24 protein-coding genes are annotated in these 26,377 nt (G+C 69.6%); 4 read left to right on the top strand and 20 right to left on the bottom strand.

Going from position 1 to position 26,377, the window contains the following annotated elements:
- From ACT6XY_RS04105 to ACT6XY_RS04095, 3 genes are all read right to left on the bottom strand, one after another.
- On the bottom strand, positions 1-1,305 hold a 1,305-nt coding region (locus tag ACT6XY_RS04105), incomplete at its 3' end, for a S41 family peptidase (RefSeq protein ID WP_444747060.1).
- Entirely contained in the window at positions 1,302-2,630 is a 1,329-nt protein-coding gene (locus ACT6XY_RS04100) for a murein hydrolase activator EnvC family protein (protein ID WP_444747059.1), read from the bottom strand. The genes ACT6XY_RS04100 and ACT6XY_RS04105, both read right to left, overlap by 4 nt.
- A 116-nt stretch (positions 2,631-2,746) precedes the next feature.
- Positions 2,747-3,466, bottom strand: coding sequence for a protein phosphatase CheZ (locus ACT6XY_RS04095; protein ID WP_444747058.1), 720 nt, complete (start codon positions 3,464-3,466; stop codon positions 2,747-2,749).
- 353 nt (positions 3,467-3,819) lie between these two features.
- Here ACT6XY_RS04095 and ACT6XY_RS04090 point away from each other — a divergent pair, with 353 nt between their 5' ends.
- A complete protein-coding gene (locus ACT6XY_RS04090) occupies positions 3,820-4,602 on the top strand; it encodes a L,D-transpeptidase (protein ID WP_444747057.1) in 783 nt (260 codons plus the stop codon).
- Positions 4,603-4,740: 138 nt separating this feature from the next.
- On the opposite strand, the gene mbfA is transcribed toward ACT6XY_RS04090, so the two are convergent.
- Positions 4,741-5,733, bottom strand: a complete 993-nt coding sequence (mbfA, locus tag ACT6XY_RS04085; protein WP_444747056.1) for an iron exporter MbfA — start codon at positions 5,731-5,733, stop codon at positions 4,741-4,743.
- 105 nt (positions 5,734-5,838) lie between these two features.
- Positions 5,839-8,100, bottom strand: coding sequence for a pentapeptide repeat-containing protein (locus ACT6XY_RS04080; RefSeq protein ID WP_444747055.1), 2,262 nt, complete (start codon positions 8,098-8,100; stop codon positions 5,839-5,841).
- A gap of 264 nt (positions 8,101-8,364) precedes the next feature.
- On the opposite strand from ACT6XY_RS04080, the gene ACT6XY_RS04075 reads away from it, so the two are divergent.
- Positions 8,365-9,741 carry an aspartate aminotransferase family protein gene (locus tag ACT6XY_RS04075; protein ID WP_444747054.1) on the top strand — a complete coding sequence of 459 codons (1,377 nt, stop codon included), beginning with the start codon at positions 8,365-8,367 and terminating at the stop codon, positions 9,739-9,741.
- A gap of 90 nt (positions 9,742-9,831) precedes the next feature.
- Here the strand turns inward: ACT6XY_RS04075 and ACT6XY_RS04070 are convergent, their stop codons facing one another.
- Both ACT6XY_RS04070 and ACT6XY_RS04065 read right to left on the bottom strand, forming a co-directional pair.
- Complete coding sequence (locus ACT6XY_RS04070; protein ID WP_444747053.1) at positions 9,832-10,866, bottom strand: L-idonate 5-dehydrogenase; 1,035 nt, start codon at positions 10,864-10,866, stop codon at positions 9,832-9,834.
- Positions 10,867-10,971: 105 nt separating this feature from the next.
- The gene (locus tag ACT6XY_RS04065) at positions 10,972-11,778 is read right to left on the bottom strand and encodes a hypothetical protein (protein WP_444747052.1); all 807 of its coding nucleotides are present in this window, start codon (positions 11,776-11,778) and stop codon (positions 10,972-10,974) included.
- A 165-nt stretch (positions 11,779-11,943) separates the two neighbouring features.
- Here ACT6XY_RS04065 and ACT6XY_RS04060 point away from each other — a divergent pair, with 165 nt between their 5' ends.
- Complete coding sequence (locus tag ACT6XY_RS04060; protein WP_444747051.1) at positions 11,944-13,074, top strand: S-(hydroxymethyl)glutathione dehydrogenase/class III alcohol dehydrogenase; 1,131 nt, start codon at positions 11,944-11,946, stop codon at positions 13,072-13,074.
- 57 nt (positions 13,075-13,131) lie between these two features.
- On the opposite strand, the gene ACT6XY_RS04055 is transcribed toward ACT6XY_RS04060, so the two are convergent.
- Positions 13,132-13,623 carry a pyridoxamine 5'-phosphate oxidase family protein gene (locus ACT6XY_RS04055; RefSeq protein WP_444747050.1) on the bottom strand — a complete coding sequence of 164 codons (492 nt, stop codon included), beginning with the start codon at positions 13,621-13,623 and terminating at the stop codon, positions 13,132-13,134.
- A gap of 211 nt (positions 13,624-13,834) precedes the next feature.
- On the opposite strand from ACT6XY_RS04055, the gene ACT6XY_RS04050 reads away from it, so the two are divergent.
- A complete protein-coding gene (locus ACT6XY_RS04050; RefSeq protein WP_444747049.1) occupies positions 13,835-14,557 on the top strand; it encodes a hypothetical protein in 723 nt (240 codons plus the stop codon).
- 68 nt (positions 14,558-14,625) lie between these two features.
- Here ACT6XY_RS04050 and ACT6XY_RS04045 read toward each other — a convergent pair whose 3' ends face one another.
- The 12 genes from ACT6XY_RS04045 to ACT6XY_RS03990 form a co-directional block, all read right to left on the bottom strand.
- A complete protein-coding gene (locus tag ACT6XY_RS04045) occupies positions 14,626-15,021 on the bottom strand; it encodes a hypothetical protein (RefSeq protein ID WP_444747048.1) in 396 nt (131 codons plus the stop codon).
- A gap of 95 nt (positions 15,022-15,116) precedes the next feature.
- Positions 15,117-16,700: a regulator gene (locus tag ACT6XY_RS04040; RefSeq protein ID WP_444747047.1), complete on the bottom strand. Its 1,584-nt coding sequence runs from the start codon at positions 16,698-16,700 to the stop codon at positions 15,117-15,119.
- Between the two features lie 27 nt (positions 16,701-16,727).
- Positions 16,728-17,393: a cysteine hydrolase family protein gene (locus ACT6XY_RS04035; protein ID WP_444747046.1), complete on the bottom strand. Its 666-nt coding sequence runs from the start codon at positions 17,391-17,393 to the stop codon at positions 16,728-16,730.
- A gap of 142 nt (positions 17,394-17,535) precedes the next feature.
- The gene (locus ACT6XY_RS04030) at positions 17,536-18,597 is read right to left on the bottom strand and encodes a DUF808 domain-containing protein (RefSeq protein WP_444747045.1); all 1,062 of its coding nucleotides are present in this window, start codon (positions 18,595-18,597) and stop codon (positions 17,536-17,538) included.
- 78 nt (positions 18,598-18,675) lie between these two features.
- Entirely contained in the window at positions 18,676-20,406 is a 1,731-nt protein-coding gene (locus tag ACT6XY_RS04025) for a thiamine pyrophosphate-binding protein (protein WP_444747044.1), read from the bottom strand.
- A 231-nt stretch (positions 20,407-20,637) separates the two neighbouring features.
- Entirely contained in the window at positions 20,638-21,465 is an 828-nt protein-coding gene (locus tag ACT6XY_RS04020) for a polysaccharide deacetylase family protein (protein ID WP_444747043.1), read from the bottom strand.
- 25 nt (positions 21,466-21,490) lie between these two features.
- Entirely contained in the window at positions 21,491-22,246 is a 756-nt protein-coding gene (locus ACT6XY_RS04015; protein ID WP_444747042.1) for an SDR family NAD(P)-dependent oxidoreductase, read from the bottom strand.
- Positions 22,239-23,015 (bottom strand): SDR family NAD(P)-dependent oxidoreductase, encoded by a 777-nt coding sequence (locus ACT6XY_RS04010; RefSeq protein ID WP_444747041.1) that lies wholly within the window; start codon positions 23,013-23,015, stop codon positions 22,239-22,241. The genes ACT6XY_RS04015 and ACT6XY_RS04010 overlap by 8 nt, the downstream gene beginning before the upstream one ends.
- Positions 23,016-23,061: 46 nt before the next feature.
- Positions 23,062-23,778, bottom strand: a complete 717-nt coding sequence (locus tag ACT6XY_RS04005) for an ABC transporter ATP-binding protein (RefSeq protein WP_444747040.1) — start codon at positions 23,776-23,778, stop codon at positions 23,062-23,064.
- Positions 23,765-24,553, bottom strand: a complete 789-nt coding sequence (locus tag ACT6XY_RS04000; RefSeq protein ID WP_444747039.1) for an ABC transporter ATP-binding protein — start codon at positions 24,551-24,553, stop codon at positions 23,765-23,767. Before ACT6XY_RS04000 ends, ACT6XY_RS04005 begins: the two co-directional genes overlap by 14 nt.
- On the bottom strand, positions 24,550-25,485 hold the full coding sequence (locus tag ACT6XY_RS03995; protein WP_444747038.1) for a branched-chain amino acid ABC transporter permease: 936 nt from the start codon (positions 25,483-25,485) through the stop codon (positions 24,550-24,552). The genes ACT6XY_RS04000 and ACT6XY_RS03995 overlap by 4 nt, the downstream gene beginning before the upstream one ends.
- Positions 25,482-26,372: a branched-chain amino acid ABC transporter permease gene (locus tag ACT6XY_RS03990; protein ID WP_444747037.1), complete on the bottom strand. Its 891-nt coding sequence runs from the start codon at positions 26,370-26,372 to the stop codon at positions 25,482-25,484. The genes ACT6XY_RS03995 and ACT6XY_RS03990 overlap by 4 nt, the downstream gene beginning before the upstream one ends.
- Positions 26,373-26,377 lie beyond the last annotated feature (5 nt).

Genomic DNA, 26,377 nt, shown 5'->3' with positions numbered 1-26,377 from the left:
GGCCGGGTCGGTCGCGGTGCCGCGCAGCAGTTCGAGGGCGCGCCCGATCTGGACGTCGTCCTTCTGCTCCGGCGGCACGTAGACCGAGGAGGCCGAGCGCTCCTCCGTACCCTCTGTCGCGTTGTTGCGCAGGTGGCCGCGCAGGCCCGCCTCGCCGCGGTTCTCCTGCAGGCGGGCGCGCATCGCCTCCGGCACCGGCTGCTCCAGCACGATGTCCGGATCGATGCCGCGCGCCTGGATCGAGCGGCCCGACGGGGTGTAGTAGCGCGCCGTGGTCAGGCGCAGGGCGCCCTGGCTGCCGAGCGGGATGATGGTCTGCACCGACCCCTTGCCGAACGAACGCGTGCCGAGCACCGACGCGCGCTTGTGGTCCTGTAGGGCGCCGGCGACGATCTCGGAGGCCGAGGCCGAACCGCCGTTGATCAGCACGATGATCGGCTTGCCGGCGGTCAGGTCGCCGCCGCGGGCGTTCCAGCGCTGGGTCTCCTCGGCGTTGCGGCCGCGGGTCGAGACGATCTCGCCGCGCTCCAGGAAGGCGTCGGAGACCGAGACGGACTGGTCGAGCAGGCCGCCGGGATTGTTGCGCATGTCGAGCACGTAGCCGCGCAGCTTCTCGGCGGGCACCTTGGACTTGATGTCCTCGATGGCCCTGCGCAGGTTCTCGGTCGTCTGCTCGTTGAACTGGGTGATGCGCACGTAGCCGACGTCGTCACCGAGAATCTGGTGGCGCACGGCGCGGATGACGATGCGGTCGCGGGTGATCTCGATGTCGCGCGGCGCCGCGCCGGAGCGGGTGACGCGGATGGTGATCTTCGAGCCCACCGGGCCGCGCATCTTCTCCACCGCCTGCTGCAGGGTGAGGCCCTGGATCGGCTCGGCGTCGATGTGGGTGATGATGTCGTTGGCGAGGATGCCCGCCTTGGAGGCCGGGGTGTCGTCGATCGGGGAGACGACCTTGATCAGGCCCTCCTCCTGCGTCACCTCGATGCCGAGGCCGCCGAACTCGCCGCGGGTCTGCACCTGCATGTCGCGGAAGTTGCGCGCATCCATGAAGCTCGAATGCGGGTCGAGGCCGGTGAGCATGCCGTTGATGGCGCTCTCGATCAGCTTGGCGTCGTCCGGCTTCTCGACATAGTCGGTGCGCACGCGCTCGAAGATGTCGCCGAACAGGTTGATGTGCCGGTAGGTGTCGGAGGCCGCGGCGTTGGCGGTCATCCCGAGAATGGCCCGGGGTTGCGTGACCGCGACGGTGGCCAGCGCGCCCATGGCGGCGCCGGCGAGGAGGATCGAAGCTCTGCGCATCATCCGCGAACCCTTTCAGTGGCCTGCACGCCCGGTGTCCTCGTGGTCCACCATGGCGCTGGGTCGACACTCGACCCGTCTTTCCGGAACTCGACGTAGAGAACGGGCTGGGATGAGCCCGTCGTCACCGCGGAGGCTGGCGGCGGGGCATGGCCCATCACACCGACCGGCTCCCCCGCCAGCACGAACTGTCCAAGATCGACCGTGATCCTGTCCATGCCGGCCAGAACGAGATGATACCCGCCGCCGGCGTTCAGGATCAAGAGTTGGCCGTAGGTCCGGAACGGACCCGAATAGACCACCCATCCGTCCGCCGGCGCGGTCACGGAGGCCGCCGGCCGCGTCGCGATCGACAGGCCGCGTTCGGCGCCGCCGAGCCCGTCGGGATCGCCGAACTCGCGGAGGCGGACGCCGAGGACCGGCAGGGAAAGGCCGCCGCGTGCCTGTTCGAAGGGGATGGCGGGGTTCATCCGCGCCGCGTTCTGCAACGCAGCCATCTGCTGGCGCCGGTCCACGACGGCCGGTCCGCGGGTGACCGTGGTGGTGCGGGCGGCCTCCGCGGCGCGGTGCGCGGCGCTGATCTCCGTCTCCATCCGTCCTATCAAATGTTCGAGATCGGCGGCCTGGCGGGCGAGCGTCGCCGCCCGTGCCTTCTCCGCCTCCAGCGACTGTTCGCCGGCCGTGACCTGGCCGCGGCGGGCCTCGGCGAGGGCATCGAGCCGCACCCGCTCGGCGCGGAGCGTCACCGCCTCGCGACGCAGGTGGTCGCGTTCGGTGGCGATGCGGGTGCGCAGGCTCGAAAGCTCCTCGAGGTCGCGCGCCAGCACCGTGACCGCCTCGCGCATCTCCGGCACCAGCGTGCCGAGCAGCATGGCGGTGCGCACGCTCTTCAGCACGTCGTCGGGGCCGACCAGCATGGCGGGCGGCGGGCGGCGGCCCATGCGCTGCAGCGAGGCGAGCACCTCGGCGATGAGCTGGCGGCGGTCGTGCAGCGACTGGCGCAGGGTGAGCTGGCGGGCGTCGAGCCCGGTCAGGTTGTCCTCGATCGCCGCCATCCGCTCCTCGCCGGCGCGCACCCTGACGGCCGTATCGATGCTGGAGCGCACGAGCGCGGCGCGGTCGTTGCGCAAGGCGGTGACCTCGGCCTCGACGCGGGCGCGGTCGGCGGCGCTGCGTGTGATGTCGGCGTGGATCGCCTCCAGCTCGCGCTGGCGCTCGCGGCGCTCGGTCTCGGCGCGCTCGGCCGGCGTCGACGGCTCGGCCGCGACCGGCCCGGCAGGAGCCAGGGCGAGAACGGCGACGACGAGGAAGAGGGGCCTGGACAGCATCGATCCCGAATCAGCGGGGGCGTGAAAACACCGATGCTACATGCCGGCAGGGCCGGGCGGAATCGCGGCGGCCGCTTGCTGATTTGAAGGCGGGAAACAAGCGGCCGTGATCGAAGTCAGTTGAACAGGGCGTCGATGTCGTCCTGGCTGGCGTGGCCGGCATCCTCGGAGAGCTTGGGACCATTGAGCAGGGCCGCGTCGCCGGTAGCCTCGGCGATGTCCTCCACCGCGATGTCCTTGAAGCTGTCGAGGCCGCCCCAGATCTCCATCATCTTCATGATCCGGTCCTCGATGAACTTCAGCGTGTTCACCACCTTGGTGATGCGCTGGCCCGTGAGGTCCTGGAAGTTGCAGTGCTCGAAGACGGTGATGATCTTCTGCTGGATGTCGTCGATCGCCGCCTTGTCCTGGGTGCTCTTGAGCTTGGCGGAGAGCTGGCTGGCGATCTGGTCGATGCTCTCGGCGGCGGACAGGATGCCCTCAGTCGCCTCTTCGGTGCCCGTGACGATGGCGTCGAGCTCGTGGGTCACGCGCGTCATCTGCTTGCCCTTGAAGCCGGTGACGTGGAGCGTGGCGATCTCGTGCTTGGTCTGGTCGATGGCCTGCCAGATCTGGTCGAGCTCGGCCTTCAGCTTGATCGCCTCCTGCATCTCGGCCCGATAGGCGTCGATCATCTGCTTGGACACCTCCTCCGGCGGACGGATGAGGGCGCGCAGCTGCTTGATCTCGGAGAGGATCTCGTGATGTCCGCCGTTGGCGGAGGCGCCTTTGGGATGCGGCGAGGTCTCCGGCTGGGAGATCACTTCGATGCGGAAGGCTCTTTTTTGGGCGCGCATGGACGATCCGGGCAATTCTTCGCCACCGGCCTGAGCGACCGGTCCGGACGACGGTACCGCCGGGGAGTTAAGAGCCGGTTCCACCGCAATGCCACAGAAAGTTCAGGCACAATGTGAAAGTCGATCAGGGTTAACGATCTCCTGCTGCGGGTTGCGGGCGTCTTCCCGTCGCATCTGCCCGGCCTTTACATGCGCTTAACCGTAAAATCAGGCCGATCCCGGTGAGAACACGAAAAGGATGTTCGCCCCGGCCCGCGTTTACCATTCCAAGGGCGCTTGCGGTGTTCTGCTGAAGGCTCAGGAGACGCCGGGCATCTTGCCCCGTCGCCCCGTCCAGCGTTCAGAGTTCGGCGATGTCCCCTTTCCGTTTGATGGCCGCCGTGGCGGCGCTCTGCCTTCTCGGCACCACCTCCGACGCTTCCGCGCAGATCGCCGGCGCCCGCCGTGATCTCGGCGGCGGCTTCATCGAGTTTCTCTACAACGGCGGCCAGCCCGCCGGCCCCATTGCCGGCGCCCGGCGCCAGGGCGCTCCCGCTTATGCCGCACCGACCTACGCCGCACCGACCTCGCCGGCCCACCTCAGGGCCTCGCACGGCGTCGCACCCGATCTCGAGCCGGTGCGCCCGCTCCGGCCACAGACTTCCGAGCCGCAGCGCGAGGCGACGCCCCGCTCGGCCCCCGCCCGCGGCATCGATCCGCGCTTCCTGCCGCAGCAGGTGCCCTTCCAGACGAGCCACCGCCCCGGCACCATCGTCATCAACACCGCCGAGCGGCATCTCTATCTCGTCCAGGCCGGCGGCACGGCCATGCGCTACGGCGTCGGCATCGGCCGTCCCGGCTTCGGCTGGCGCGGCACCAAGACCGTCACCCGCAAGGCCGAGTGGCCGGACTGGCGCCCGCCCGCCGAGATGCTGCGCCGCCGCCCGGACCTGCCGCGCTTCATGGCCGGCGGCCCCGCCAATCCGCTCGGCGCCCGGGCCCTCTATCTCGGCTCGTCGCTCTACCGCATCCACGGCTCCAACGAGCCCTGGACCATCGGCCAGGCGGTCTCCTCCGGCTGTTTCCGCATGCGCAACGAGGACGTGATCGACCTCTACGGCCGCGTGCGGGTCGGAACCCGGGTGGTGGTGATGTGAGCTTCGCCGCCGGGCCTCCGGGCCCTGCGGCTGTCCTTGCGGCGGGCAAGCGTAACAGCGCCCCGCCGCGGCGCTCGACACGAGCGGACAGGAGGGGCCGCTCCGTCTCACGACGGGGCGGCCTTTCTGTTTTCGCCTTCAGGCGCCGCCGATGAGGATGCCGGCCGCCAGCACCAGCCCGCCGCCCAGCACGATCTGGAAGGTCGCCCGGAGGAAGGGCGTCTCCATGTAGCGGTTCTGGATCCAGACGATGGCCCAGAGTTCGATGAAGACCACGGCGAAGGCGATGGCCGTGGCGGTCCAGAAGTTCGGAATCAGATAGGGCAGCGCGTGGCCGAGCCCGCCGACCGTCGTCATCACGCCCGAGGCGATGCCGCGCTTCCACGGCGCGCCGCGCCCCGACACCTTGCCGTCGTCGTGCGCGGCCTCGGTGAACCCCATGGAGATGCCCGCGCCGATCGAGGCCGAGAGCCCGACGAGGAAGGTCGTCCAGGGGTTCTGGGTGGCGAAGGCGGTGGCGAAGATCGGCGCCAGTGTCGACACCGACCCGTCCATCAGGCCGGCGAGGCCCGGCTGCACCCAGGTCAGCACGAACTGGCGATGGGCGGCGGCATCCTCGCCGGCGCGACCCTCCTCCGTGAGATGTTCGGCGGCCAGCGCATTCGCCTCGCGCTCGTGGCCGGCCTCGGCGGCCGCGAGGTCACCCAGGAGCTTGCGCGTCTCGGCATCGGTCGCCCGCGCCGCGGCGGCGACATAGAAGGCCCCGGCCTGCCGCTCCATGTCGGCGGCCTCCTCGCGCACCCGGTCGAGGCCGAGATTCTCGACCAGCCAGATCGGGTTGCGGGCGATGTAGCCCGCCACGTGCTCGCGCCGGATCGGGATGATGAACTCGCCGAAGCGGCGCTGGTAGGCCTCGATCAGCCGGCGTCGATGGGTGTCCTCGGTCGCCGCCATGCCCTGGAAGACGGCGGCCGAACGCGGATACTGCGCCGCGAGCCTGGCCGCATAGGCGCGGTAGATCTGCCCGTCCTCCTCCTCGGCGGAGATGGCCAGCGCCAGGATCTCCTGCTCGCTGAGATCGTCGAAACGGCGCCTGGAGCCGAAGCCGGGAATGGAGAAGCGGCTGAGCATGGCGGTGGCCTTGATTGGAATAATTCTAGACTAGAATAGGAGCGCGCAGGCGGCTGCGCAAGGCCGCACGGGAGCGGGCCCTGGGAAGCCGCGCATCGCCGCGTCTCAATCGAAGAGGCCGACCAGCGGTGTCAGGAGCAGGAAGACGAGGAGGGAGCCGACGATGGTATGCAGGATGAAATAGCGCGGCATGGTGGGCTCGCCACTGTCGTCGGTGCCGAGCGGCGGCACGATCTTCCAGATGTCCGAGAAGTTCGGAAACAGACGGAACACCGAGGCCGCGACGCAGATGCTGCCGAAGGCGGCGTAGGCCCGGACGGCGGCGGGCCATTCCGGTCCCCGCAGCCGCACCCCGGTGGGAGCGTGGCGCGGCCAGGCCAGCCAGCCCCAGACGAGCGCCCCCAGGGTGGTCAGGACGATCAGCCCGTAGATGACCCAATCCGGCTTGTAGCCCCAGCCGATCGGCCAGCCCACCACCAGCTTGATGCGGCTCGCCAGCGAGTCGCTCTGCGCCAGGAGCGCCCCCACCCTGTGGACGTGCAGATCGTTGGCGGCATCGCGGTTGCCGCCATCGACGAGAACCCGAGACAGGTTGGCGAAGGGCTGGGGATCGAAGGTGACCATGCCGCTCAGGAGCCACCGGCGGAGCCAGGCGACGTCCTGCAGGGCGAAGGCGCTCCGCGCCGGCCGGAGCGACGGGGACGGCTCCGCCTCGCTGGCGACGCGGGGCGCGAGATACTGATACTCGGCCCCCGAGAGCTTGGTCCGCACCGGCGCGCCCGTCGTGGTGCCGGAACGGCCGGCCGCCGCATAGGACAGGTCCTCGACGTTCAGGTGGATGCGGGGCGTCTTCACCCCCGCGAGGGACAGCGAGGCGGTCGGCAGCCAGCGCGGCGCCCGCTGTCCGGCCCCGAAGCGCAGCCCGCCGACGAGGGTGGCGCCCTCCAGGTTGACGAACGAGCGGAAGGTGGCCGCGAGCTGCAGATAGTTCTCGAACCGGCAGCCCGAGCAGTCGACGTCGCGGAACTCGGCATGGGCCAGCACGGCCTCGCGAAAGCGGCAGTCGGAGAGGTCGAGCCGTCCCGCCACGCTGTTCTCGACGTCCGGCTCCTCGGTCGAGGCGAGGAAGGCGAGGCGGCCGACATCGCAGGACGGCAGCGACAGACCCGCGGCGAAGGTGGACGATTGCACCTCGACCCGGCCGGCGGCGAGCCCGGCGGCCACGAAGGGGACGGCGACCCTGACTCCGGTCAGCTCCACCTCGTCCGAGATGCGCGCGCCGACGATGTTGACCCGCCGCGGCGGGGGGACCGGCAAGGCCCCGCTCGGCACCGGCTCGGGGGCTGCCGGCACCGCGCCCTGGCCATCGGCCGGCTTCCGCTCCGCCGGCACGACGGCCGGCGGGCGGGCACTGCGCCGCTGGGGCATGGAGAATTCCGTCGCGCGGAGTGTCAGGCCGCGGGCGCGCAGGCCGTTCAGGGTGATCTCGCTGGTGGCGGCGATCCGGGCGTCGTTGAACGAGATCAGCGCGCCCGCCGTCACCTCGCTCATGCTGAAGAGGCTGACGTCGGCCTCCGCGCCGCCCGTGTTCATGCCCTTGGTCATCGCGTAGTCGCTGAGGCTGTAGCCGAAGTAGAGGTTCCGCCCTACGGAGACGCGATTGAGGGTGAAGGTTCGGGTGAAACGGGTCCCGGAGAAGACGAGGTTGTTGTCGACGCGCGAATTGACGATCCACGTCGTGCCGAAGGTGGAGGAGCCCACGACCACGTCGCCGCCGACGCGCAGCGAGGCGAGGTGGAGGCTCGCGATCTGCGATTGCGAGATCTGCAGCACGTCGTCGATGGCGAGGTGCGAGAGGGACACCCGTTCGAGGACCGAGTCCCGGATGATCAGCTTGCCGATCCGGGCGTTGAGGTCGTCGGTGACGTCGGCCTCGTAGTGGCCGAAGGTCAGCTCGTCGATCGCCACGCAGTCGATGATGATGGCGAGCGGCCTGCCGACCGCCTTGGAAATCTCGGTGATGGCGTGCCCGAGGAAGTTGAACTCCTGGCGGGGAAGCTCGAGGCGGTTTCCCTCGCACCCCGTCTCCCGCCCGCGCACGCCGAGCGGGTAGTGGCGGATGTGCATGACGCCGGTGGCGCAGGCGCTGCGGGCGGCGTCGAGGATGCGCTCATGCGCCGGGCCGGGATAGGCGGCTCCGGACAGAGAGGCGGGATTGCGCCGAACCGCCGTGCAGATGTCCTGCACGGCGTCTGGACCGCTCCTGTCGAGCAGCCTGTCGAGGCCGACGCGCCCCTGGGCCAGCGACGGATCGGCCGCCGCCAGGGCGAGGAGCACCCACAGCGCCAGGGCGAAGGGGGCTCTCATCCGCGTCGAGCGAGACCGCGCACGCCCCCACACCCTGTCGTCCTCCCCGCCGATGCGATGCGTCATCGAGCGGAGCCCGGCGGCCCGGCGCAAGAGCGTGTGAATCCGCACCCGTCCGCACGTCGTCCGCTCCCGCCGGCCGGGGCGGGGCGGCCCGGAGGTCAGGCCGCCCCCGCATCCCTCCCCTTCGCTTTCTCCGCCTTGCTCCATCTCAGCCACTTGGTATGGTCGTTCCACACCACGGCCATTCCGGAGATTTTTTCCATGTCCAAGACGAGCGCGCTGCGTGTGGTCGGCGACGACGCCAGCACCACCGCCATTCCGAACGACCTCCAGGCCTTCTGGATGCCGTTCACGGCCAACCGCTCGTTCAAGGCGCGCCCGCGCATGGTCGCCCGCGCCAAGGGGCTCTACTACTACACGCCCGAGGGCAAGCAGGTGATCGACGCCACGGCGGGCCTGTGGTGCTCGAGCGCCGGCCATTCGCGCGAGCCGATCGTCGAGGCCATCCAGAAGCAGGCGGCCGAGCTCGACTTCGCCCCGACCTTCCAGTTCGGCCATCCCAAGGCCTTCGAGCTGGCGAGCCGCATCGCCGCGCTCGCCCCCGGCGACCTCGACCACGTCTTCTTCTGCAACTCCGGCTCGGAAGCCGCCGACACCGCGCTGAAGATGGCGATCGCCTACTGGCACGCCCGCGGCAAGGCCTCCAAGACCCGTCTCATCGGCCGCGAGCGCGGCTATCACGGCGTCGGCTTCGGCGGCATCACGGTCGGCGGCATCGTCGCCAACCGCCGCGTCTACGGCTCCATGCTGGCCGGCGCCGACCACCTCCCGCACACCTACAACCGCGAGAAGCAGGCCTTCTCCAAGGGCGAGCCGGAGTGGGGCGCCCATCTCGCCGACGAGCTGGAGCGCATCGTCGCGCTGCACGACGCCTCCACCATCGCCGCCGTCATGGTCGAGCCGATGGCCGGCTCCACCGGCGTCCTGCCGCCGCCCCAGGGCTACCTGAAGCGCCTGCGCGAGCTCTGCGACAAGCACGACATCCTGCTGATCTTCGACGAGGTCATCACCGGCTTCGGCCGCCTCGGCGCGCCCTTCGCTTCGGAGCGCTACGGCGTCATCCCGGATCTCATGACCTTCGCCAAGGGCGTCACCAACGCCGCCGCGCCCATGGGCGGCGTCGTCGCCCGCAAGCACGTCCACGACGCCTTCATGACCGGCCCCGAGCATGTGGTGGAGCTGTTCCACGGCTACACCTACTCGGCCCATCCGCTGGCCTGCGCCGCCGGCCTCGCCACACTCGACCTCTACCGCGACGAGGGCCTCTTCGAGCGCTCCAAGGCGCTGGAGCCGGTCTGGGCCGACGCGATCTTCTCCAAGCTCAAGGGCAAGCCGGGCGTACTCGACATCCGCCAGGTCGGCCTCACCGCCGCCGTCGACTTCGAGGGCTGGAAGGATGCGCCGGGCAAGCGCGCCTTCGTCGCCATGGACAAGGCCTTCCACGACGAGGGCATGATGGTCCGCACCTCCGGCGACTGCCTGGTGGTGACCCCGCCCTTCATCGTCACCGAGGACGACATCGCCCAGATCGCCGACAAGCTGTCGAACGTCATCGACGCGACGGTCAATCCGTCCTGAGGCGATCGACCTCTCTCATGACGAAAGGCCCGGCCCCGCGCCGGGCCTTTTGCTGTCAGGGTACAAGCGGCCAGCGGAGGCCCCTCGCCCTCACCCGAAGGCGATCTGAACCTTCATCGCCTTCGACCTGTCCGAGGCGAGGTGGAAGGCTTCCACCGCCTGTTCCATCGGCAGCGTTGCGGTGAGCAGCGGGCGCACGTCGATCCGCCGCTCGCCGATCATCGCCACGGCGGTCGCGAATTCGCTGTGGAAGCGGAACGTGCCGCGCAGCTCCAGCTCCTTCGCCACCAGCACCGAGATCGGCAGGGTGAAGTCACCGCCCGTGCCGACCTGGACGATGACGGCGCCCGGCCTGAGCGCCGCGAGGGCTCCCGTCAGCGCCTTCATGTTGCCGGACGCCTCGAACAGCACGTCGAAGGTGCCCTTGTCCGCCTCGTAGGGTTTCAGGGCGTCCGGGTCCGCGGCGGTGTTCAGCGTCGTTGCGATCCCCATCCCCCTGACCACCGCCAGCGTCGCGTCGGCGACGTCGGTCGCCACCACCTCTGCCGCCCCCGCCGCCCGCGCGGCGAGGATGCACAGCGCCCCGATCGGGCCACAGCCGGTAACGAGGACGCGCTTGCCGAGGAGCGGCCCGGCCCGCCGCGCCGCGTGCAGGCAGACCGCCAGCGGCTCGCAGAAGGCGGCCTCCCCGAGGCTCACCCCGTCCGCCACCTTGTGGGCCTGCACCGCGTCGCAGACGAGCACCTCGCGAAAGGCGCCCTGGATGTGCGGGAAGGGCATGGCCGACCCATAGAACCGCATGTTGAGGCAATGGTTCGGCATGCCGTCGAGGCAGTAGCGGCAGGCGCCGCAAGGCCTCGACGGGCTCACCGCCACCCGGTCGCCGGGCTTCACCGATCCGACGTCCGCACCGACGCGCTCCACCGTGCCGGCGATCTCGTGGCCGAGGATCATCGGCTCCTTCAGGCGCACCGCGCCGAACCCGCCGTTGTGGAAATAGTGCAGGTCGGAGCCGCAGATGCCGCCCGCCCCGATCCTGACCGCGACCTCGCCCGGGCCGAGCGGCGCGACCTCGCGCTCCTCGAGCCTCAGGTCATGGGGAGCGTGGATGACGAGCGCCTTCATGGAATCCTCCGGACCGCCTGGTCATGGGCCGCGCAGGGCGAGGCGCGGCATCAGGCGTTGCCGGCGAGCCTATCAGGGAAGCGGGCCGGAGGAAGGCCTGGCGCGTCAGAACAGCCGCGGCAGGGGCCGGCCGGCGAGCGCCTGCTGGTAGGCGAGCCAGACGAGTCCGGTCCAGCCCGCCGCGGCGATCCAGACCGCAGCCATGGCGGCGGGCGGCGGCAGGCTGCGCGCGGCGAGGAGCCCGAGGAGCGGGACCGCCTGGATCATGTGCGTGGCGAGGAAATGGGCGACCCTGAGGTCGCCGACCACGAGCGACCAGCCCGTCACCCCCATCCGCGCGCCCCCCGGCGGATGGGTGCCGACATGAGGGCTGAGCCGACCACCGATGGTGAAGGCGGTGATCAGGGTGAGGATCGCACCGCCGACGAACCCCAGCAGGATTGCCACCCGCAGGGCCGGCCCGATCGCCGCCTCCCTGTCGAGGAAGGCCGCCACACCGACCACGGCGGCACTGAGCGTGATGACCACGGCCCCCGCCGCCATGGCCGTGTACATGGCGCGGGTGAAGGGCGTCGCGAGGTTGAAGTGCGAGGCCTGCTGCCGGGCCGCCTGGACGATGATGTAGATCATCTCCCCGAGCGAGGCCAGGGCGCAGGCCGCCGCGACGAGCGCGAGGAGGGTTCCCGTCCTCCACCCCGCCCCGAGCAGGCCGACGACCAGGGCCAGGGTCACCATGTGGATGGCCAGGGACACGGCGAACTTCATGGGCTTCGCCCAGACGCTCGCCTCCCCGATCAGGCGCTTGTCGATCGTCCAGAGAACGGCGGCGAGGGCCAGCATCAGGACCATGACGAGGGCGCCGGTCCACAGGACCAGCTCGGCGGTTCCCGGACGTGCATCCAAGGCCTGCATGCGTCCGGCTCCCCTGACGATGGCGTCTCTACGAGCGCCGGCCGGACGGCGGATCATCCGGCCAGCCGCGCTGTCATGCCGTTGCGGCGGCCAGCCCTGCATGGTCTGATCCGCCCGAATCGTCACCTCCGGCATTCCTGCCAGAAAGCCCTCGAAGGATCAGCCATGAAGACACGCGCCGCCGTCGCCTGGGAAGCCGGCAAGCCCCTCACCATCGAGACCATCGACCTCGAGGGGCCGAAGGCGGGCGAGGTGCTGGTGGAGGTCATGGCGACCGGCGTCTGCCACACCGACGCCTACACGCTCTCAGGGCTCGATTCCGAGGGCAAGTTCCCGGCAATCCTCGGTCACGAGGGCGCGGGAATCGTGCGCGAGGTCGGGGCCGGCGTCACCTCGGTGAAGGTCGGCGACCACGTCATTCCGCTCTACACGCCGGAGTGCCGCTCCTGCAAAACCTGCCTGTCGCAGCGCTCGAACCTGTGCACCGCCATCCGCGGCACGCAGGGTCAGGGCCTCATGCCCGACCAGACCACGCGCTTCTCCTGCGAGCCGGTGGGCGGCCGCGGGCGGAACGACGTGTTCCACTACATGGGCTGCTCGACCTTCTCGAACTTCACCGTGCTGCCCGAGATCGCCCTGGCGAAGGTGCGGGAGGACGCCCCCTTCGACAAGATCTGCTACATCGGCTGCGGCGTCACCACCGGCATCGGCGCGGTGATCTACACGGGCAAGGTCTGGCCCGGCGCCAACGTCGTCGTCTTCGGCCTCGGCGGCATCGGCCTCAACGTCATCCAGGGCGCCCGCATGGTCGGTGCCGACAAGATCATCGGCGTCGACCTCAACCCGGCCAAGGTCGAGATGGCGAAGAAGTTCGGCATGACCCATTTCGTCAATCCGGACGAGGTCGGCCGCGACAAGGTCGTGCAGGCCATCGTCGACCTGACCGGCGGCGGCGCCGACTTCTCCTTCGAGTGCATCGGCAACGTCCACACCATGCGCCAGGCCCTCGAGTGCTGCCACCGCGGCTGGGGCGAGAGCATCCTCATCGGCGTCGCGCCCTCGGGGACCGAAATCTCCACCCGCCCCTTCCAGCTCGTCACCGGCCGCGTCTGGAAGGGCTCGGCCTTCGGCGGCGCTCGCGGAAGGACGGACGTGCCGAAGATCGTCGACTGGTACATGGAGGGGAAGATCGACATCGACAGCCTGATCACCCACACCATGCCGCTCGACGAGATCAACACCGCCTTCGACCTGATGCACGAGGGCAAGTCGATCCGCTCGGTGGTGGTGTTCTGACGACGCGCAAAAGGGCGCTGCGGTGACCGCAGCGCCCTCCGAGGACTCACAGCGCGGTCAGCGCATCGCGACCTTCGCCACCTTGTCCTCGTAGTCTTCCTTGGGGTCGGCCCCGATCATCAGCTTGAAGCCCGCCCACAGGCTGGTGGCGTTTTCCCAGATCTCGGCCTTCTCGGGATCGAAGCGCAGCAGGGCGAGCTTCGGATCGTCCTTGCCCTCTTCGTACCAGGCGGCGACGAAGCGGTTCCACAGCCGGTCGATGACGGCGCGGTCGTTGTCGACCACGAAGGTACCGTGGACGCAGGCGAAGAGATCGTGCGACTTCGACGTGAGGGTGATCGAGCCCTTCCTGGCCTCGGCTCCGAGCGCCTTGGCCATGTCGGTGTCCTTCGCCGTGAAGAACCAGATCGGCCCGTGGTCTCCCTCGCCGTCGAGCTGGGCGGTCAGCGGCCGCATGTGGCCGTCTTCGTCGGCGAGCCCCGCCATGACCGTCATCTCGGAGCGCAGGTGTGTCCAGAAGGACTGGGTCAGTTCGGCCGGCGTCGGCATGGTGGTTCTCCGGGTCAGGGGGGCGGTGTGCCAACGCGCCCGCACGACACCCGTTCCCGCCGGCCGCGGGACGCGCCTGCGGCAGCCGCGTCACAGGAGCCGGGACCGGCTGTCGAAACCCTGCAACAATCTGCCTTCAGCGTGGGTTCATCGGAAAGGTGCTGCCCTGCGCAGGGGTGGCACTATGTGCTGATGACGGCCGGAGCATACGATGGATGATCGCGACTATGTGAAGCTGAAGCCCGAACTCATGGGCTTCCGTTATGTGGGAACCGTGCCGCAGGAGGCCCGACCCCTGCTGACCCGCGCCTACGAAGACCTCAAGCGCACCATGGGCGCCGGGTGGGACGCCCAGATCGCCGCCAAGGAAATCTGCTGGATGAACCTCTGGCAGGAGGACGAGGAGGGCGACATGATGGAGCTCTCCGACAAGGCGCTGGCGAGAGAGTTGCACGCCTGGTGCGAGACCGCCGCCGGCCAGTTCGCCGAGCAGGGCGCCATCATGGACGGCTACGGCTTCGTGGTGAACCCGGTCGGGTCGAAGCCGCAGGTCTGGCACGTCGACTACACCACCGACGCCGCGGCGATCTGGATCCCGCTGACCCAGTTCACCGACCGCAACGCCACCCAGTTCATCACCCTGCCCGAGTCGACGCCGGAGGAGGCGCTGGAGAAGGTGGCCTCGAACGTCGACAATGTGGACGTGGAGGCTCTCGCGCGCAGCGTCGATCATTTCCAGGTCCACCAGATCGTCGCCAAGCCCATGTCGGTGCTCTACATGGGCCGCGGCACCATCCACCGCGGCATTTCCAACAGCGGCGACGACAACCGCATCTCCTTCTACATTTCGCTGCACTTCATCCGCGACTACGCGGTCTATCCCTATTACGCCGACGAGCGCTCCGAGCAGGCGGTCGTCAACTTCAACGACTGACCGGATCCCCACGAAAAAGGCCGCCCCCCGATCGGGGAGCGGCCTGGCGGGACTGAGGCGCGCAAGCCTTAGTTCTGGTTCGGCGTCGCCGGCGCGGCAGGAGCGGGCTGGGCGGGAGCCGGCTGGGCCGGGGCCGGCTGCATCGCAGGCGGCGTGGACGGCTGCGGACGCGGCACCGAGCCCGTCGCGGTCGGATCGGTCGCCGGAGCACCGGCAGGCGTGCCCTCGGCGATCGGCGGACGCTCCGTCGTCGGCGTAGTCGCGGTGCGATCGGACGAGCCGCCGAACATCGTCATGATCACGAAGACCAGAACGAGGGCGGCGGCCAGGCCGCCGAGCAGGCCCCAGCCGGTGCGCGACGCGGGGCGGGACTCCATCGGCTGCCGGGGATCGGTGCCACCGGCCATCGGGGCGACGGGATCGGCCGTCACCCGATTGGGGTCGCGGGGGTCGATATGGGTCATGTCGTCTCTCCTCACGGACTGTTCGTCTGTGAGGTCAACGGGCGGCACCCCGGCAGGTTCCACGGCGGGCGCAGGGCCCGCCGCGGGTTCCGGCCCTATTCCGCCGGTTGTGTGGTCATGGCCGGCCGGTCGGCCGGCGCCTCCTTCCGCGAGGCCGCATAGAGCAGCCCGGCCACCATGAGATAGGCAAAGGCGACGCCGGGCGAGCGGGCGAAGCCCACGGCCTCGCCGTGCATGAAGCCGAAGAAGGTGAGAAGGGCGCCGGCTCCGGCGAAGAGCGCGGCCTCGACGAACTTCTTCTCGATGACGAAGACGGCGATGGCCCCGAGCACGAGGCCGGTGATGATGGCGCCGCCGCCCATGATCTCGAGGCCATGGTAGAGCACGCCGACCTGCGCCATCTTGTCGAGGCCGACCGCCGCGGCATTGGTGCCGGCGGCCCCCAGCGCGCCGTCCACCAGCACCTTGGCCCAGGCGGCGAGATGCGGCGTGAGCGCCAGCACCACCGCCGGCGCATGGCTCGACGGCGTCGTCTGGAAGGCCTGCGCGCCGATCAGCATGCCGATGTAGAGAAGGATGGGCGCGATGGCGACGACCGGGATCAGCGCCGTCAGGAGCGCGATGATGCCGAACCAGGCGAGCACGAGCACCATGACGCCGGTGAGCGCCGAATAGCCGATGCGCCCGCCCATGGCCTTCCAGCCGGGATGGCCGATATAGACCGCGTTGATGAAGGGGTTGCCCATCAGGCAGCCGATCATCGAGACGACGCCGTCGGCGGTGAGCACCCGCGTGGTCGGATAGTGGTCGCCGGCCGCCTCAGCGCTCTCCACGTTGTCCATGGCCTCGACGAGGTCGTAGATGCCGAAGGGGATGGCGGTGACCAGGATGATGCCGAGGAACTGGAAACCGGAAAAGGTGTGGCCGATGGCCGGGATCGGCAGCGAGAAGCCGAAGCTCGAGAAGGCCTGTCCGAGCTTGTCGATCCCGACGCCGCCGATGGGCATGCCGATGGCCACCGAAGCCCAGGCGATGAGCATGCCCGCCGCGATGGCGACGAGCCCGGCGGGGATGCCGCGCGGATAGCGGAAGCCGCCGAACCAGGACAGCATGATGATGGCGAAGCAGGTGAGGCCGATCACCGGCGTCATGTACATTTCCATCGCCGGGCGCATGGAGATGAAGGCGATGGAGACGCCGGCGAGCGTGCCGAGCAGCGCCGCCCGCGGCGTCACCTTGCGGATGTAGGGGGCGATGAAGCCGCCGGCCATCAGGATGATCGACTGGATGAACACCCAGGCGAGCCCCGCCTCCCAGCCCTTGATGGGATCGCCGGTCGAGATCGAGATCGGCAGCATGATCACGAAGGTGACGATGAACATGTGCGGCACGCTGACCCCCGAGGGCAGCGCGCAGACGTCCGAGCGCCCGGTCTCCTTGGCGAGCTTCCAGGCGAGATAGGCGTAGTAGAGCGTCGAGAGCGCCATCATCAGCCCGAGGGCCGGCAGGATGCGGCCGAACACGAGGCTGTCCGGCATCTTCAGCACGAAGCGCAGGAGGCCGGTGAGCACCAGCATGTTGACGAGGATGTTGGTGCCGAAGCCGAAGAAGGCGTTCCAGTCGCCCGGCGTCCACAGCGCCGGCTGGCCGCGCGAAGCGGCGGTCTCGGTCATGGCCATGCTCGTCTCCCCTCGATGGTCAGGTCGTCAAAGCGCTGCGGTGATGTCTCCCGTCGTGGTGACGAAGCCGAAGATGCCGCCCTGGGCGGCGATCATCCTCAGCCCCACCGCATGGAACTCGTCGAAATAGGAGGCGCAGGCGTCCCCCGGCACGAGGCAGCGGAAGCCGCGGTCGTTGGCCTCGCGCACCGTCGTGTGGACGCAGACCTCGGTGGTCACCCCGCAGACGATCAGCGTCTCGATGCGCCGGTTGCCGAGGATCAGCGCGAGATCAGTCTCGTAGAAGGCGCCCTTGCCCGGCTTGTCGACCACCGGTTCGCCCGGCGCCGGCGCCAGCTCCGGAATGATGTCGTGGCCCGGCTCGCCGCGGACGAGGATCCGCCCCATGGGCCCGCAGGCGCCGATGCGCAGGGCCGGGTCGCCCCGCTCCACCTTCAGCGGCGGCGCGTCGGCGAGGTCCGGCCGGTGTCCCTCCCGGGTGTGGACGACGAGGAGGCCGTTGGCCCGCGCGAAGGCGAGGAGCGCGGCGATGGGACCCACGGCGCGGGCGAGCTTGGAGACGTCGTTGCCGAGCGCCGCGCCGAAGCCGCCGGGCTCGAGGAAGTCACGCTGCATGTCGATGACGACGAGGGCGGTGCGATCGAGGTCGATCGTCACCGGGCTCGGGTCGGCCGGAATGGTCGCCTGCCGCATGGCGCGCTCCGCAGAAGTCGCGGAACACGCAGCAAGGAGCGGGCCAGACGAAACCCCGGCCCGATTGTATACCGGACCTCGATACCGCCCAATTCGGCGTCAGGCGCCGCCGGATACTGCCGCGTACTTGCGCAGCGCCGCGTCAATGCGCTCCGGTCGCGCCCCGCCTGTGCATGAGCGGCTCGACGACATAGTGCATGACGAGGAAGACGACGCCGCCGAGCGCCAGGCCGAGGAGGCCTGAGGCCACCGCCGTGACCAGCCACTCCACCGCCGCCTTCACGGCGGGAACCACGGCCGCCACCGCGACGGCGACGCCGTGGATCGCGTGCTCGATGCCGGCGAGGCCGTAGCCCGCGAGGCCGTGGACGATGATGCCGCCGCCGACCCAGAGCATGGCGAGCGTGCCGACGAGGCTGAGTGTCTTGAGGAAATAGGGCATGCCGAAGACGAGCCCGCGTCCCACGGGCTGGGTCAGCCGGCTCACCGCCCGGTCGAGGGCTGACGGGCCGCGCGGCTCCAGTTCGGTCGGCCGGCCACGCATCACATGCCCCAGCCCGGTGACCGGCCGGCTGCTCTGGGCGAGCGCCAGGCCCACGTCGTCGGCCTTCACGATGAGGGCGACGGCGCCATAGACCAGCACGGTGATGCCGAGGCCGACGACGGCGAGGATCAGGGCCTGGGTCCAAAGGCTCGGGGACGTGATCGTCGACAGCGCGATGGCCATGATCTCGGCCGAGAGGATGAAGTCGGTGCGGATGGCGCCGGCCACGCGCTGGCTCTCCAGCGCCGCGGCATCGGCGGGAGCGGCGGCGAGGGGGTCAGGCGCCGCCGCCTTCTCGCCGTGCGGCACCACCATCTCCAGCACTTTCTCGAAACCCTCGTAGCAGAGGTAGAGGCCGCCGATCATCAGGAGCGGCGTGATCGCCCAAGGGGCGAGCGCGCTCAGCAGCAGCGCGCCCGGCAGCAGGAACAGCATCTTGTTCTTCAGCGATCCCCACGCGATCTTGCCGACGATGGGGAGTTCACGGGCCGCGGCGAAGCCGACCGCGTAGCGCGGCGTGACCGCGGCGTCGTCGATGACGATGCCTGCAGCCTTCGTGGCAGCCTTGGTCGCCTGGGCGGCGACGTCGTCCAGAGTCACCGCCGCCACCTTGGCGAGGGCGGCGATGTCGTCGAGGAGTGCGATCAGGCCGATGCTCACGGGGGGTTCCTCCAGCGGTCGCAGGGCTCTTTAAGGCCATGTCCGCCGGAGGAAGGCAACCCGCAATGCTGCGCCGCGTCAGGCGGGCCGGTCGCCCTTCTTCAGCTTGGCCGCGGCGCGGTTGTCGACGCCCGGCAGCATCTTGGCGGGATCGCGGGTGACGACCACGTCGATCACCGAGGGACCCTTGGTGGCGAAGGCTTCCTCCAGTGCCGCGCGCAGCGTCGAGGGATGCTCGACGCGGATGCCGTGGCACCCCAGCGCCTTCGCCGCGTCGGCATAGTTGGTCTCGGCGAGGTCGGAAGCATGGTAGGCGCCCGGCCCGTAGACGAGGTGCTGCAGCGCCTTCACATAGCCGGAGGCTGCGTTGTTGACGACGATGATGGTGAGGTCGAGCCCCATGCGGCGGGCCGTCTCGATCTCGCCGAGCATCATGTTGAAGCCGCCGTCGCCGGTGAGGCCGATGACCTTCTTGCCAGGCGCGCCCATGGCGACGCCCATGGCGCCGGGGAGGCCGTAGCCGATGGAGGCAAAGCCCCGGTCCGGCACGAAGGAGCGGCCGGGCTTCTTGCTGTCGAAGAGGAGCCCGCCCCAATGCGCGGCGAAGCCGCCGTCGGCGACGAGATAGCCGTCGGCCGGCAGCACCTGATTGATCTCGGTCAGCAGGCGCCCCATGCTCACGGGCACCTCGTCCGAGGTCAGCTTCTCGTTCACGTCCGCACGCCAGGTGGCCATGCGCTGCGGCACGTCGGCGGCATAGGCCGAGAGCCGCGCGCGGATCGCCTCGGCCTTCGGGGCGAGGGCGCTTGCCAGGTCCTCGATGCCGAGCTTGGCGTCGCCCCAGAGCGTCACCTCGGGCTGCACCGTGCGGCCGAACTCCTCGGCGACGATGTCGAGGTGGATGATGCGCTTGCCCTTCGGCGGCACGGTGAAACGCTTGGTGGCGATCTCGCCGAGCTTGCAGCCGACGACGAGGATGAGGTCGCTCTCCTCGATCAGCGTGTTGGCGATGCGGTCGTAGCGGCCGAACAGGCCGGCCGAGAGCGGGCTCGTGCAGGCGATGGCGCCCTTGCCCGTCATGGTGTGGGCGACGGGGATGGAGAAGGTCTCTGCGAAGCGCTGCAGCGTCTCGGCGGCGCCGGACAGATGCACGCCGCCGCCGGCGAGGACGATCGGCCGGCTGGCCTCGCCGAGAAGCGCCGCGGCCTTCGCCAGCGCAGCACCGTCCGGGCGGCAGCGCAGCGCCGGCGCGCCGCCATGGGCCGGATCGACCTTGAAATCGTCGTCGGTGAAGCCGTGGGTGCCGTGGCAGATGTCCTCCGGCACGTCGACGATGACCGGGCCCGGCCGGCCGGTGGTCGCCACCGCGAAGGCGCGGCGCATCAGCTCGGGGATGCGGTGGATGGCTTCCACGCGGATCACCTCCTTGGCGCAGGGCCTCAGGATGTCGAGCTGGCGGCTCTCCTGGGTCATGTTCTTCCAGGAATGGTCGCGGTGGGTGTCGCCGACGATGGCAACCATCGGCGTGCCGGCGTTCAGCGCCTCGACGAGACCGGTGACGAGGTTGGTGGCGCCGGGTCCGAGGGTGGCGTCGACGAGGCCGACGCGGCCCGTGACCTTGGCATAGGCGTCGGCGGCGAAGACGCCGGCGCGCTCGTCGTTGATGAGGTTGTGCTTCAGGCCGAGGCGGCGGGCGGCATCGTAGAAGGGCAGGAGCTGGAAGCCGCCCATGCCGAACATCGGGCCGCCGTCGAAGGCGAGGATCATCCGCGCCAGGGCTTCGCCGCCCGTCATCTCATTGTCGCTCATCACGCCTCTCCACCCGCGGCCCCCGGCCGCATGTTTCGGGTGAGCGAGGGTCGGGGCGCCGGCGCTTGACGCGCCGCCGCCGTCCGGGCTCCCTCCCCGCCCCTTTAAAGCGCCGTTGGCCGGCGCCTTTCCGCTTGGGCGCCACGGTTAGGGAGGGCCCCGGGGGCTGTCAACGCGGGCGAAAGGCAGGCCAGCAATGCCGGCCCGCCCCCGTGATACCGGCGCTGGGGCTCACTCCGTCTCGTGCGCCTTGGACCAGGCTTCCGCCACCTCGGCACCGGTCGCGAACCACACGCCGGGGAAGGTGCGGATGAAGGCGATGAGTTCGCGGATCAGCGCGATGCGGCTCGGACGTCCCCCCACCTGCGGGTGGAAGATCATGTCGAACAGGCCGCCCCACTTGTAGATCTCGCGGAACTCCTCCTTGTAGACGGAGAGCATGTGCTCGTTGGTGAAGATCGGCCGCGGCGTTTTCACCGAGAACAGGGCGAAGGGCGCGTCGTCCAGCGACCAGTGCCAGGGCAGTTCGATGACGCCCTTGGAGCCGTCCGGCATGATGTGGCGATAGGGGTTGATGTCGTCCATCAGCGAGGAATCGTAGAGGAAATTGTGCTGCTTCAGGAGCTTGAACAGCCCTTCCGAGACTTCGCCGGCCGGCGAGCGGTAGCCCTTCGGCACCACGCCGACGGTGCGCTTCAGCGCCTCGAGACCCTTTTCCATCTCCTCGACTTCCGCCTGGGGATCGTCGCTCACCCATTTGTGGGAATAGGAGTGGTGGGCGACCTCGTGGCCGTCCTTCAGGATCATCTCGACGCGGTCGGTATGGTTCTCCGCCGTCCAGCCGGGCACGAAGAAGGTCGACTTGATCCCCTCGTCGCGCAGCGTGTCGAGGATCTTCGGCACGCCGACCTTGGCACCGTAGCGGCCCTGGCTGAGCACGCCGGGGCGGCGGACATTCTCCGGATCGCGCGAGGTCCACAGGGTCTCGGCGTCGAAGTCGAAGGTCAGCATCACGGCGCAGCGGGCGCCGTTCGGCCATTTGACGCTCATGTCGTGCATCGTCTCGTCTCCCTTGGATCAGGTTCTAGATCTTGCCGTGGCGGGCCGCCAGGAAGCCGCCGTCCACCGGCAGCACGGCGCCCGTCACGAAGGCGGCATCCTCGGAGCAGAGGAACGCCACGGGCCCCGCGATATCGGCGGGGGTTCCCATCCGCTCCACCGGCGTGCCCTCGACGATGAGCCGCGTGTAGAGCGCGTTCTGCCGGTGGCCGGTGGTCATGGGCGTCGCAATGAGGCCGGGCGCCACGGCGTTGACGAGAATGCCCTCGGGGGCGAGCTCGCCGGCGAGCTGGCGGGTGAACTGGGCGACGCCGGCCTTCGCCACCGCATAGGCCGTGGTGCCGGGGTAGCCGGTGATGCCGAAGATCGAGGAGATGTTGACGATGCGCCCGCCCGGCCGCGGCAGGTGCGGCACGACGGCCCGCGTGACGCGCAGCACCGCGGCGAGATTGGTGTCGAGGAAGCGGTCGATCAGCGCGTCGTCGCTCTCCATCAGCCGCTTCGAGCCGCCGATGCCGGCATTGTTGACGAGGATGTCGATGCGGCCGAAGGCGTCGAGCGCCGCCTTTGCCATGACCTCGCCGGCGTCCCGGTCGGTGACGCTCTTGACCAGCGCGACCTGGCCGAGGCGGGCGGCGGTCTCGACGACCTCCGGGATGACGTCGACGAGGAGGACCTTCGCGCCCTCGGCGGCGAAGCGCTCCGCAATGCCCTCGCCGATGCCGCGGGCCGCGCCCGAGACGATGGCGACCTTGCCGGCAAAACGTGTCGGATCAGGCAAGACGGCCTCCATCGACGGGAAGCGCATGGCCGGTCGTGTAGGAGGCGTCGTCGCTGAGGAGATAGAGAACGCCCGCCGCCACCTCCTCCGGCTGCCCGAAGCGGTTCATCGGGTGCTTCGACTTCTGGAAGGCCTCGCGCTCGGCGCGCAGGACGGGATCGGCGATGGCCGCCATGCCCTGGCGGTGCATCGGGCTGTCGATCGTGCCGGGGCAGACGCAGTTGACGCGGATGTTCTCGGTGGCGTGGTTGAGGGCGAGGCTCTTGGTCAGCAGCGTCACCGCGCCCTTGGAGGCCGAATAGACCGAATAGACCGGCGAGCCCTGCAGGCCGGCGGTGGAGGAGAACAGCACCACCGCGCCACGGCCACGCTCCCGCATCTGCGGAATGAAGGATTTCGCGGCGAGCCAGGAGCCCTTCACGTTGATGTCGAAGACGAGATCGAACTCGTCCTCGGTGACGTCGACGGCGATCTTCGAGGGGCCGATGACACCGGCCGCGGCGACCAGCAGCTCGACGGGCCCGAAGGCGCCCTTCGCCGTGTCGGCGAAGCGCTGCACGTCGGCCGCGGAGCGCGCGTCGCCCGTGACGGTGACGGCGCCGGGGCAGAGCGCGGCGGTCTCCTGGAGGCCCGCGGGATCGCGATCGAAGAGGGCGAGCCTGGCCCCTTCCCGCGCCAGGGCGACGGCGCTCGCCCGCCCGAGCGCGCCGGCCGCTCCCGTCACCGCCGCCACCCGGCCCTCGAAACGTGCTGCCCTCGGCTCGCTCATGTCACAACCCTCGCATGGACCGGGCCGCGGGAGAGCGGCCGATTTGTCAGTGCTCCTGCCCGCCGAGATAGAACTCCTGGAGCTCTTCCATGGCGATGCCGTCGCCCACCTCGCGCTCGTAGGCGATGCGCCCGCCGCGGATGACGTAGATGTGGTCGGCGATGTCGAGGGCCATGCCGACGTTCTGCTCGACGAGCAGCAGGGTCAGGCCGAGGTCCCTGAGGCCGAGGATCGCCTCGGCGATCTCCTCGACGATGCGCGGGGCGAGCGCCGCGGAGGGCTCGTCGAGTAGCAGCACGGAGGGGCGCGCCATCAGCGACCGGCCGATGGAGAGCATCTGCCGCTCGCCGCCGGAGAGCATGCCGGCATTGACCTTGCGGCGCTCCTTGAGGCGCGGAAAGCGCTGGTAGACGCCCTCAAGGTCGGAGGCGATGCCCTGCCGGTCGCGTCGCCGGTGATAGGCGCCCATGAGGAGGTTTTCCTCGACGCTCATGCCGGCGAAGACCTCCTTGCCCTGCGGCACGAGGGAGAGGCCGAGGGACGCCCGCTGCTCCGCCGGCACGTCGTTGATCACCTTGCCGTCGAGGACGACCTGGCCCTCCTGCACGGCGACGAGGCCGACGATGGCCTTCAGCGTCGTCGACTTGCCCGTGCCGTTGCCGCCGAGCAGGGCGACGAGGCCGCCCTTCGGCACCTCGAGGCTGACCCCGTGCAGGATGCGGGTGCGGCCGTAGCCGGCGACGATGCTGTCAACCTTGAGCACGGCGCTTCCACCCGGTTCCGATATAGGCTTCCACCACGACGGGGTCCTTGACGACGGCGTCCGGCGCGCCCTCGGCGATCTTCACCCCCGAATCCAGCACGACGACGTGGTCGCAGAGGTCGCGCACGACGCGCATGACGTGCTCGACGAGGAGGATCGACACGCCGAACTCGTCGCGCAACCGGCGCACCAGCTGGATGAGCTTGTCGACGTTGGGCGGCGACAGGCCGGCGGCCGGCTCGTCGAGCACGAAGAGGCTCGGCTCGCTCATCATGCCGCGGGCGATCTCGACCATGCGCTGTTGGCCGATGGAGAGCGCCGAGACGGGCCGGTCCGCGAAATCCTGGAGGTCGAACCAGGCGAGGAGCTCGCGCGCGCGGGCCCGCGCCTTCTGCTCCTCCTCCCGCGCCGTCGCGCGCGCGAAGATGGAGGCGACGATGCTCGCCTTCATCCGCATGTGGTTGGCCAGCAGCAGGTTGTCCTCGACGCTCAGCGAATGGAACAGGCGCAGCAGCTGGAACGAGCGCGCCATGCCGAGCCGCGCCCGCCGGTGGGAGGGAAGGCCGGTGATGTCGACGCCGTTGAACAGGAAGGTCCCCTCGTTGGGCATCATCTCGCCGGACACGAGATTGACCATGGTCGACTTGCCCGAGCCGTTCGGGCCGATCAGCCCGACGATCTGGCCCTTGCCGACGGTGAGGCTGGCGTCGTTGACGGCGATGACGCCGCCGAACCGCCGGGTGATGCCGCGGGCTTCCAGGATGGGGGGCGTCATCGCGCCGCCCTCGCACGCAGGCGCCCGACGACGCCTTCCGGCATCAGCGTGACGACGAGCACCAGCAGGACCCCGTAGATCAGCATCTTGTACTCGGCGAACTTGCCGAGGAGCTCGGGCAGGATGGCGAGGAACACCGCGCCGAGGATGGGCCCGATGAAGGTGCCGCGGCCGCCGACCACCATCATCGCCACCACGGTGGCGGAGATCCAGATCGTGTAGTCGTCGGGGGTCACCCCCCGCAGGGAATGGGCGGTGAGCACGCCGGCGACGCCGGCCAGCGCCGCATAGGCGACGAAGGCGGTGAGCTTGCCGCGGGTGGTGTCGAGGCCGACCGCGCTCGCCAGGGTCTCGTCGTCGCGGATCGCCACCCATTCGCGGCCGAGGCGCGAGTTCACCAGGCGCCACGAGATCAGCAGGGTCAGCGCCGTCATGGCCAGCGTCAGCCAGTAATAGGAGCGCAGCGAGCCGAACTCGAACAGCGTCACGCCGAACACCGTTACCGGGCCGGCATTGGGCATGGGCAGGCCGACCTGCCCGCCGGTGAACGAGGTCCACTGGGAGATGACGAGATAGACGATGGTCTGGAAGGCGATGGTGACGATGGCGAGGAAATGGCCCTTCAGCCTCAGGGCGGGAATGCCGAGCAGCAGGCCGAACAGGCCGGCGACGACGGCGCCCGCCGGCAGGTGGACCCAGATCGTCGTGTTGAAGTCGCGGGTCATGATCGCCGCGGTATAGGCGCCGATGCCGTAGAAGGCGCCGGTGGCGAAGGAGAACTGGCCGCAATAGCCGGTGACGAGGTCGAGGCCCACCGCCAGGATGACGAAGAACAGCACCATCATCAGCACGTTGGTCTCGTAGCCGCCGATGCCGAAGGGCGCGACGGCAAGCCCCGCGAAGGCGAGGAGCGCGAGGAGATAGACCCTCATGACCGCTCCACCGCCTTGCCGAACAGGCCCTGCGGGCGGAACAGCAGCACGAGGATGACGAAGACGAAGCCGACCACGTCGCGCATCGCGTTGGAGATGTAGGCGGAGGTGAGGGATTCCGTGATGCCGAGGAGGAGGCCGGCGACCGCCGCACCCGCGACATTGCCCATGCCCCCGAGGATGACCACCGTGAAGGCCTTCAGCGCGATCATGTTGCCGACGATGGGATAGACGAAGAAGACCGAGGACATCAGCATGCCGGCGGTTCCCGCCAGCGCCGCCCCGGTGATGAAGGTGACGATCGCCACCCGCTCGACCCTGACGCCGCAGAGGCGCGCGACGGTGGCATGCTGGGCCATGGCGCGCAGGCCGCGGCCGGTCCAGGTGTAGCGCAGCACGACGTAGAGGATGGCGATCAGCAGCACCGTCGCGATCGGGATCAGCAGCCGCTGCTGCGGCAGGAAGACGGGGCCGAAGTCGGTCGGCAGCGACGACAGCACCGGAATCTTCGAGACGTCGAGGTTGAGCCGCTGCGGCTGCGGCCCCATCACCACCAGCGCCGCGTTCTGCAGCGCCACCGCGAGCCCGAACGAGGAGATGATCGAGCTCGTGGCGTCGTGGTTCTTCATGGGCTTGTGCAGGATCGCCTCGGCGGCGATCCCGACCACCGCCGCCACTACGAGGACGAAGGCGATGGCGGGAAGGACGGGAAGCTTGAGCACCGTGATCGCGACGATCCCGGCATAGCCGCCGATCATGTAGAACTCGCCATGGGCGAAGTTCACCACGCCGAGGATGCCGAAGATCAGCGTCAGGCCGACGGCGACGAGCACGTATGTGCTGCCGATGACGACGCCGTTGGCCATGTACTGCAGGAAGAGATCCATCGCGA

Source organism: Phreatobacter sp., assembly GCF_052440005.1.
In the GTDB taxonomy this organism is placed as follows: domain Bacteria; phylum Pseudomonadota; class Alphaproteobacteria; order Rhizobiales; family Phreatobacteraceae; genus Phreatobacter.
This window is presented reverse-complemented; position numbering and strand designations above follow the sequence as displayed.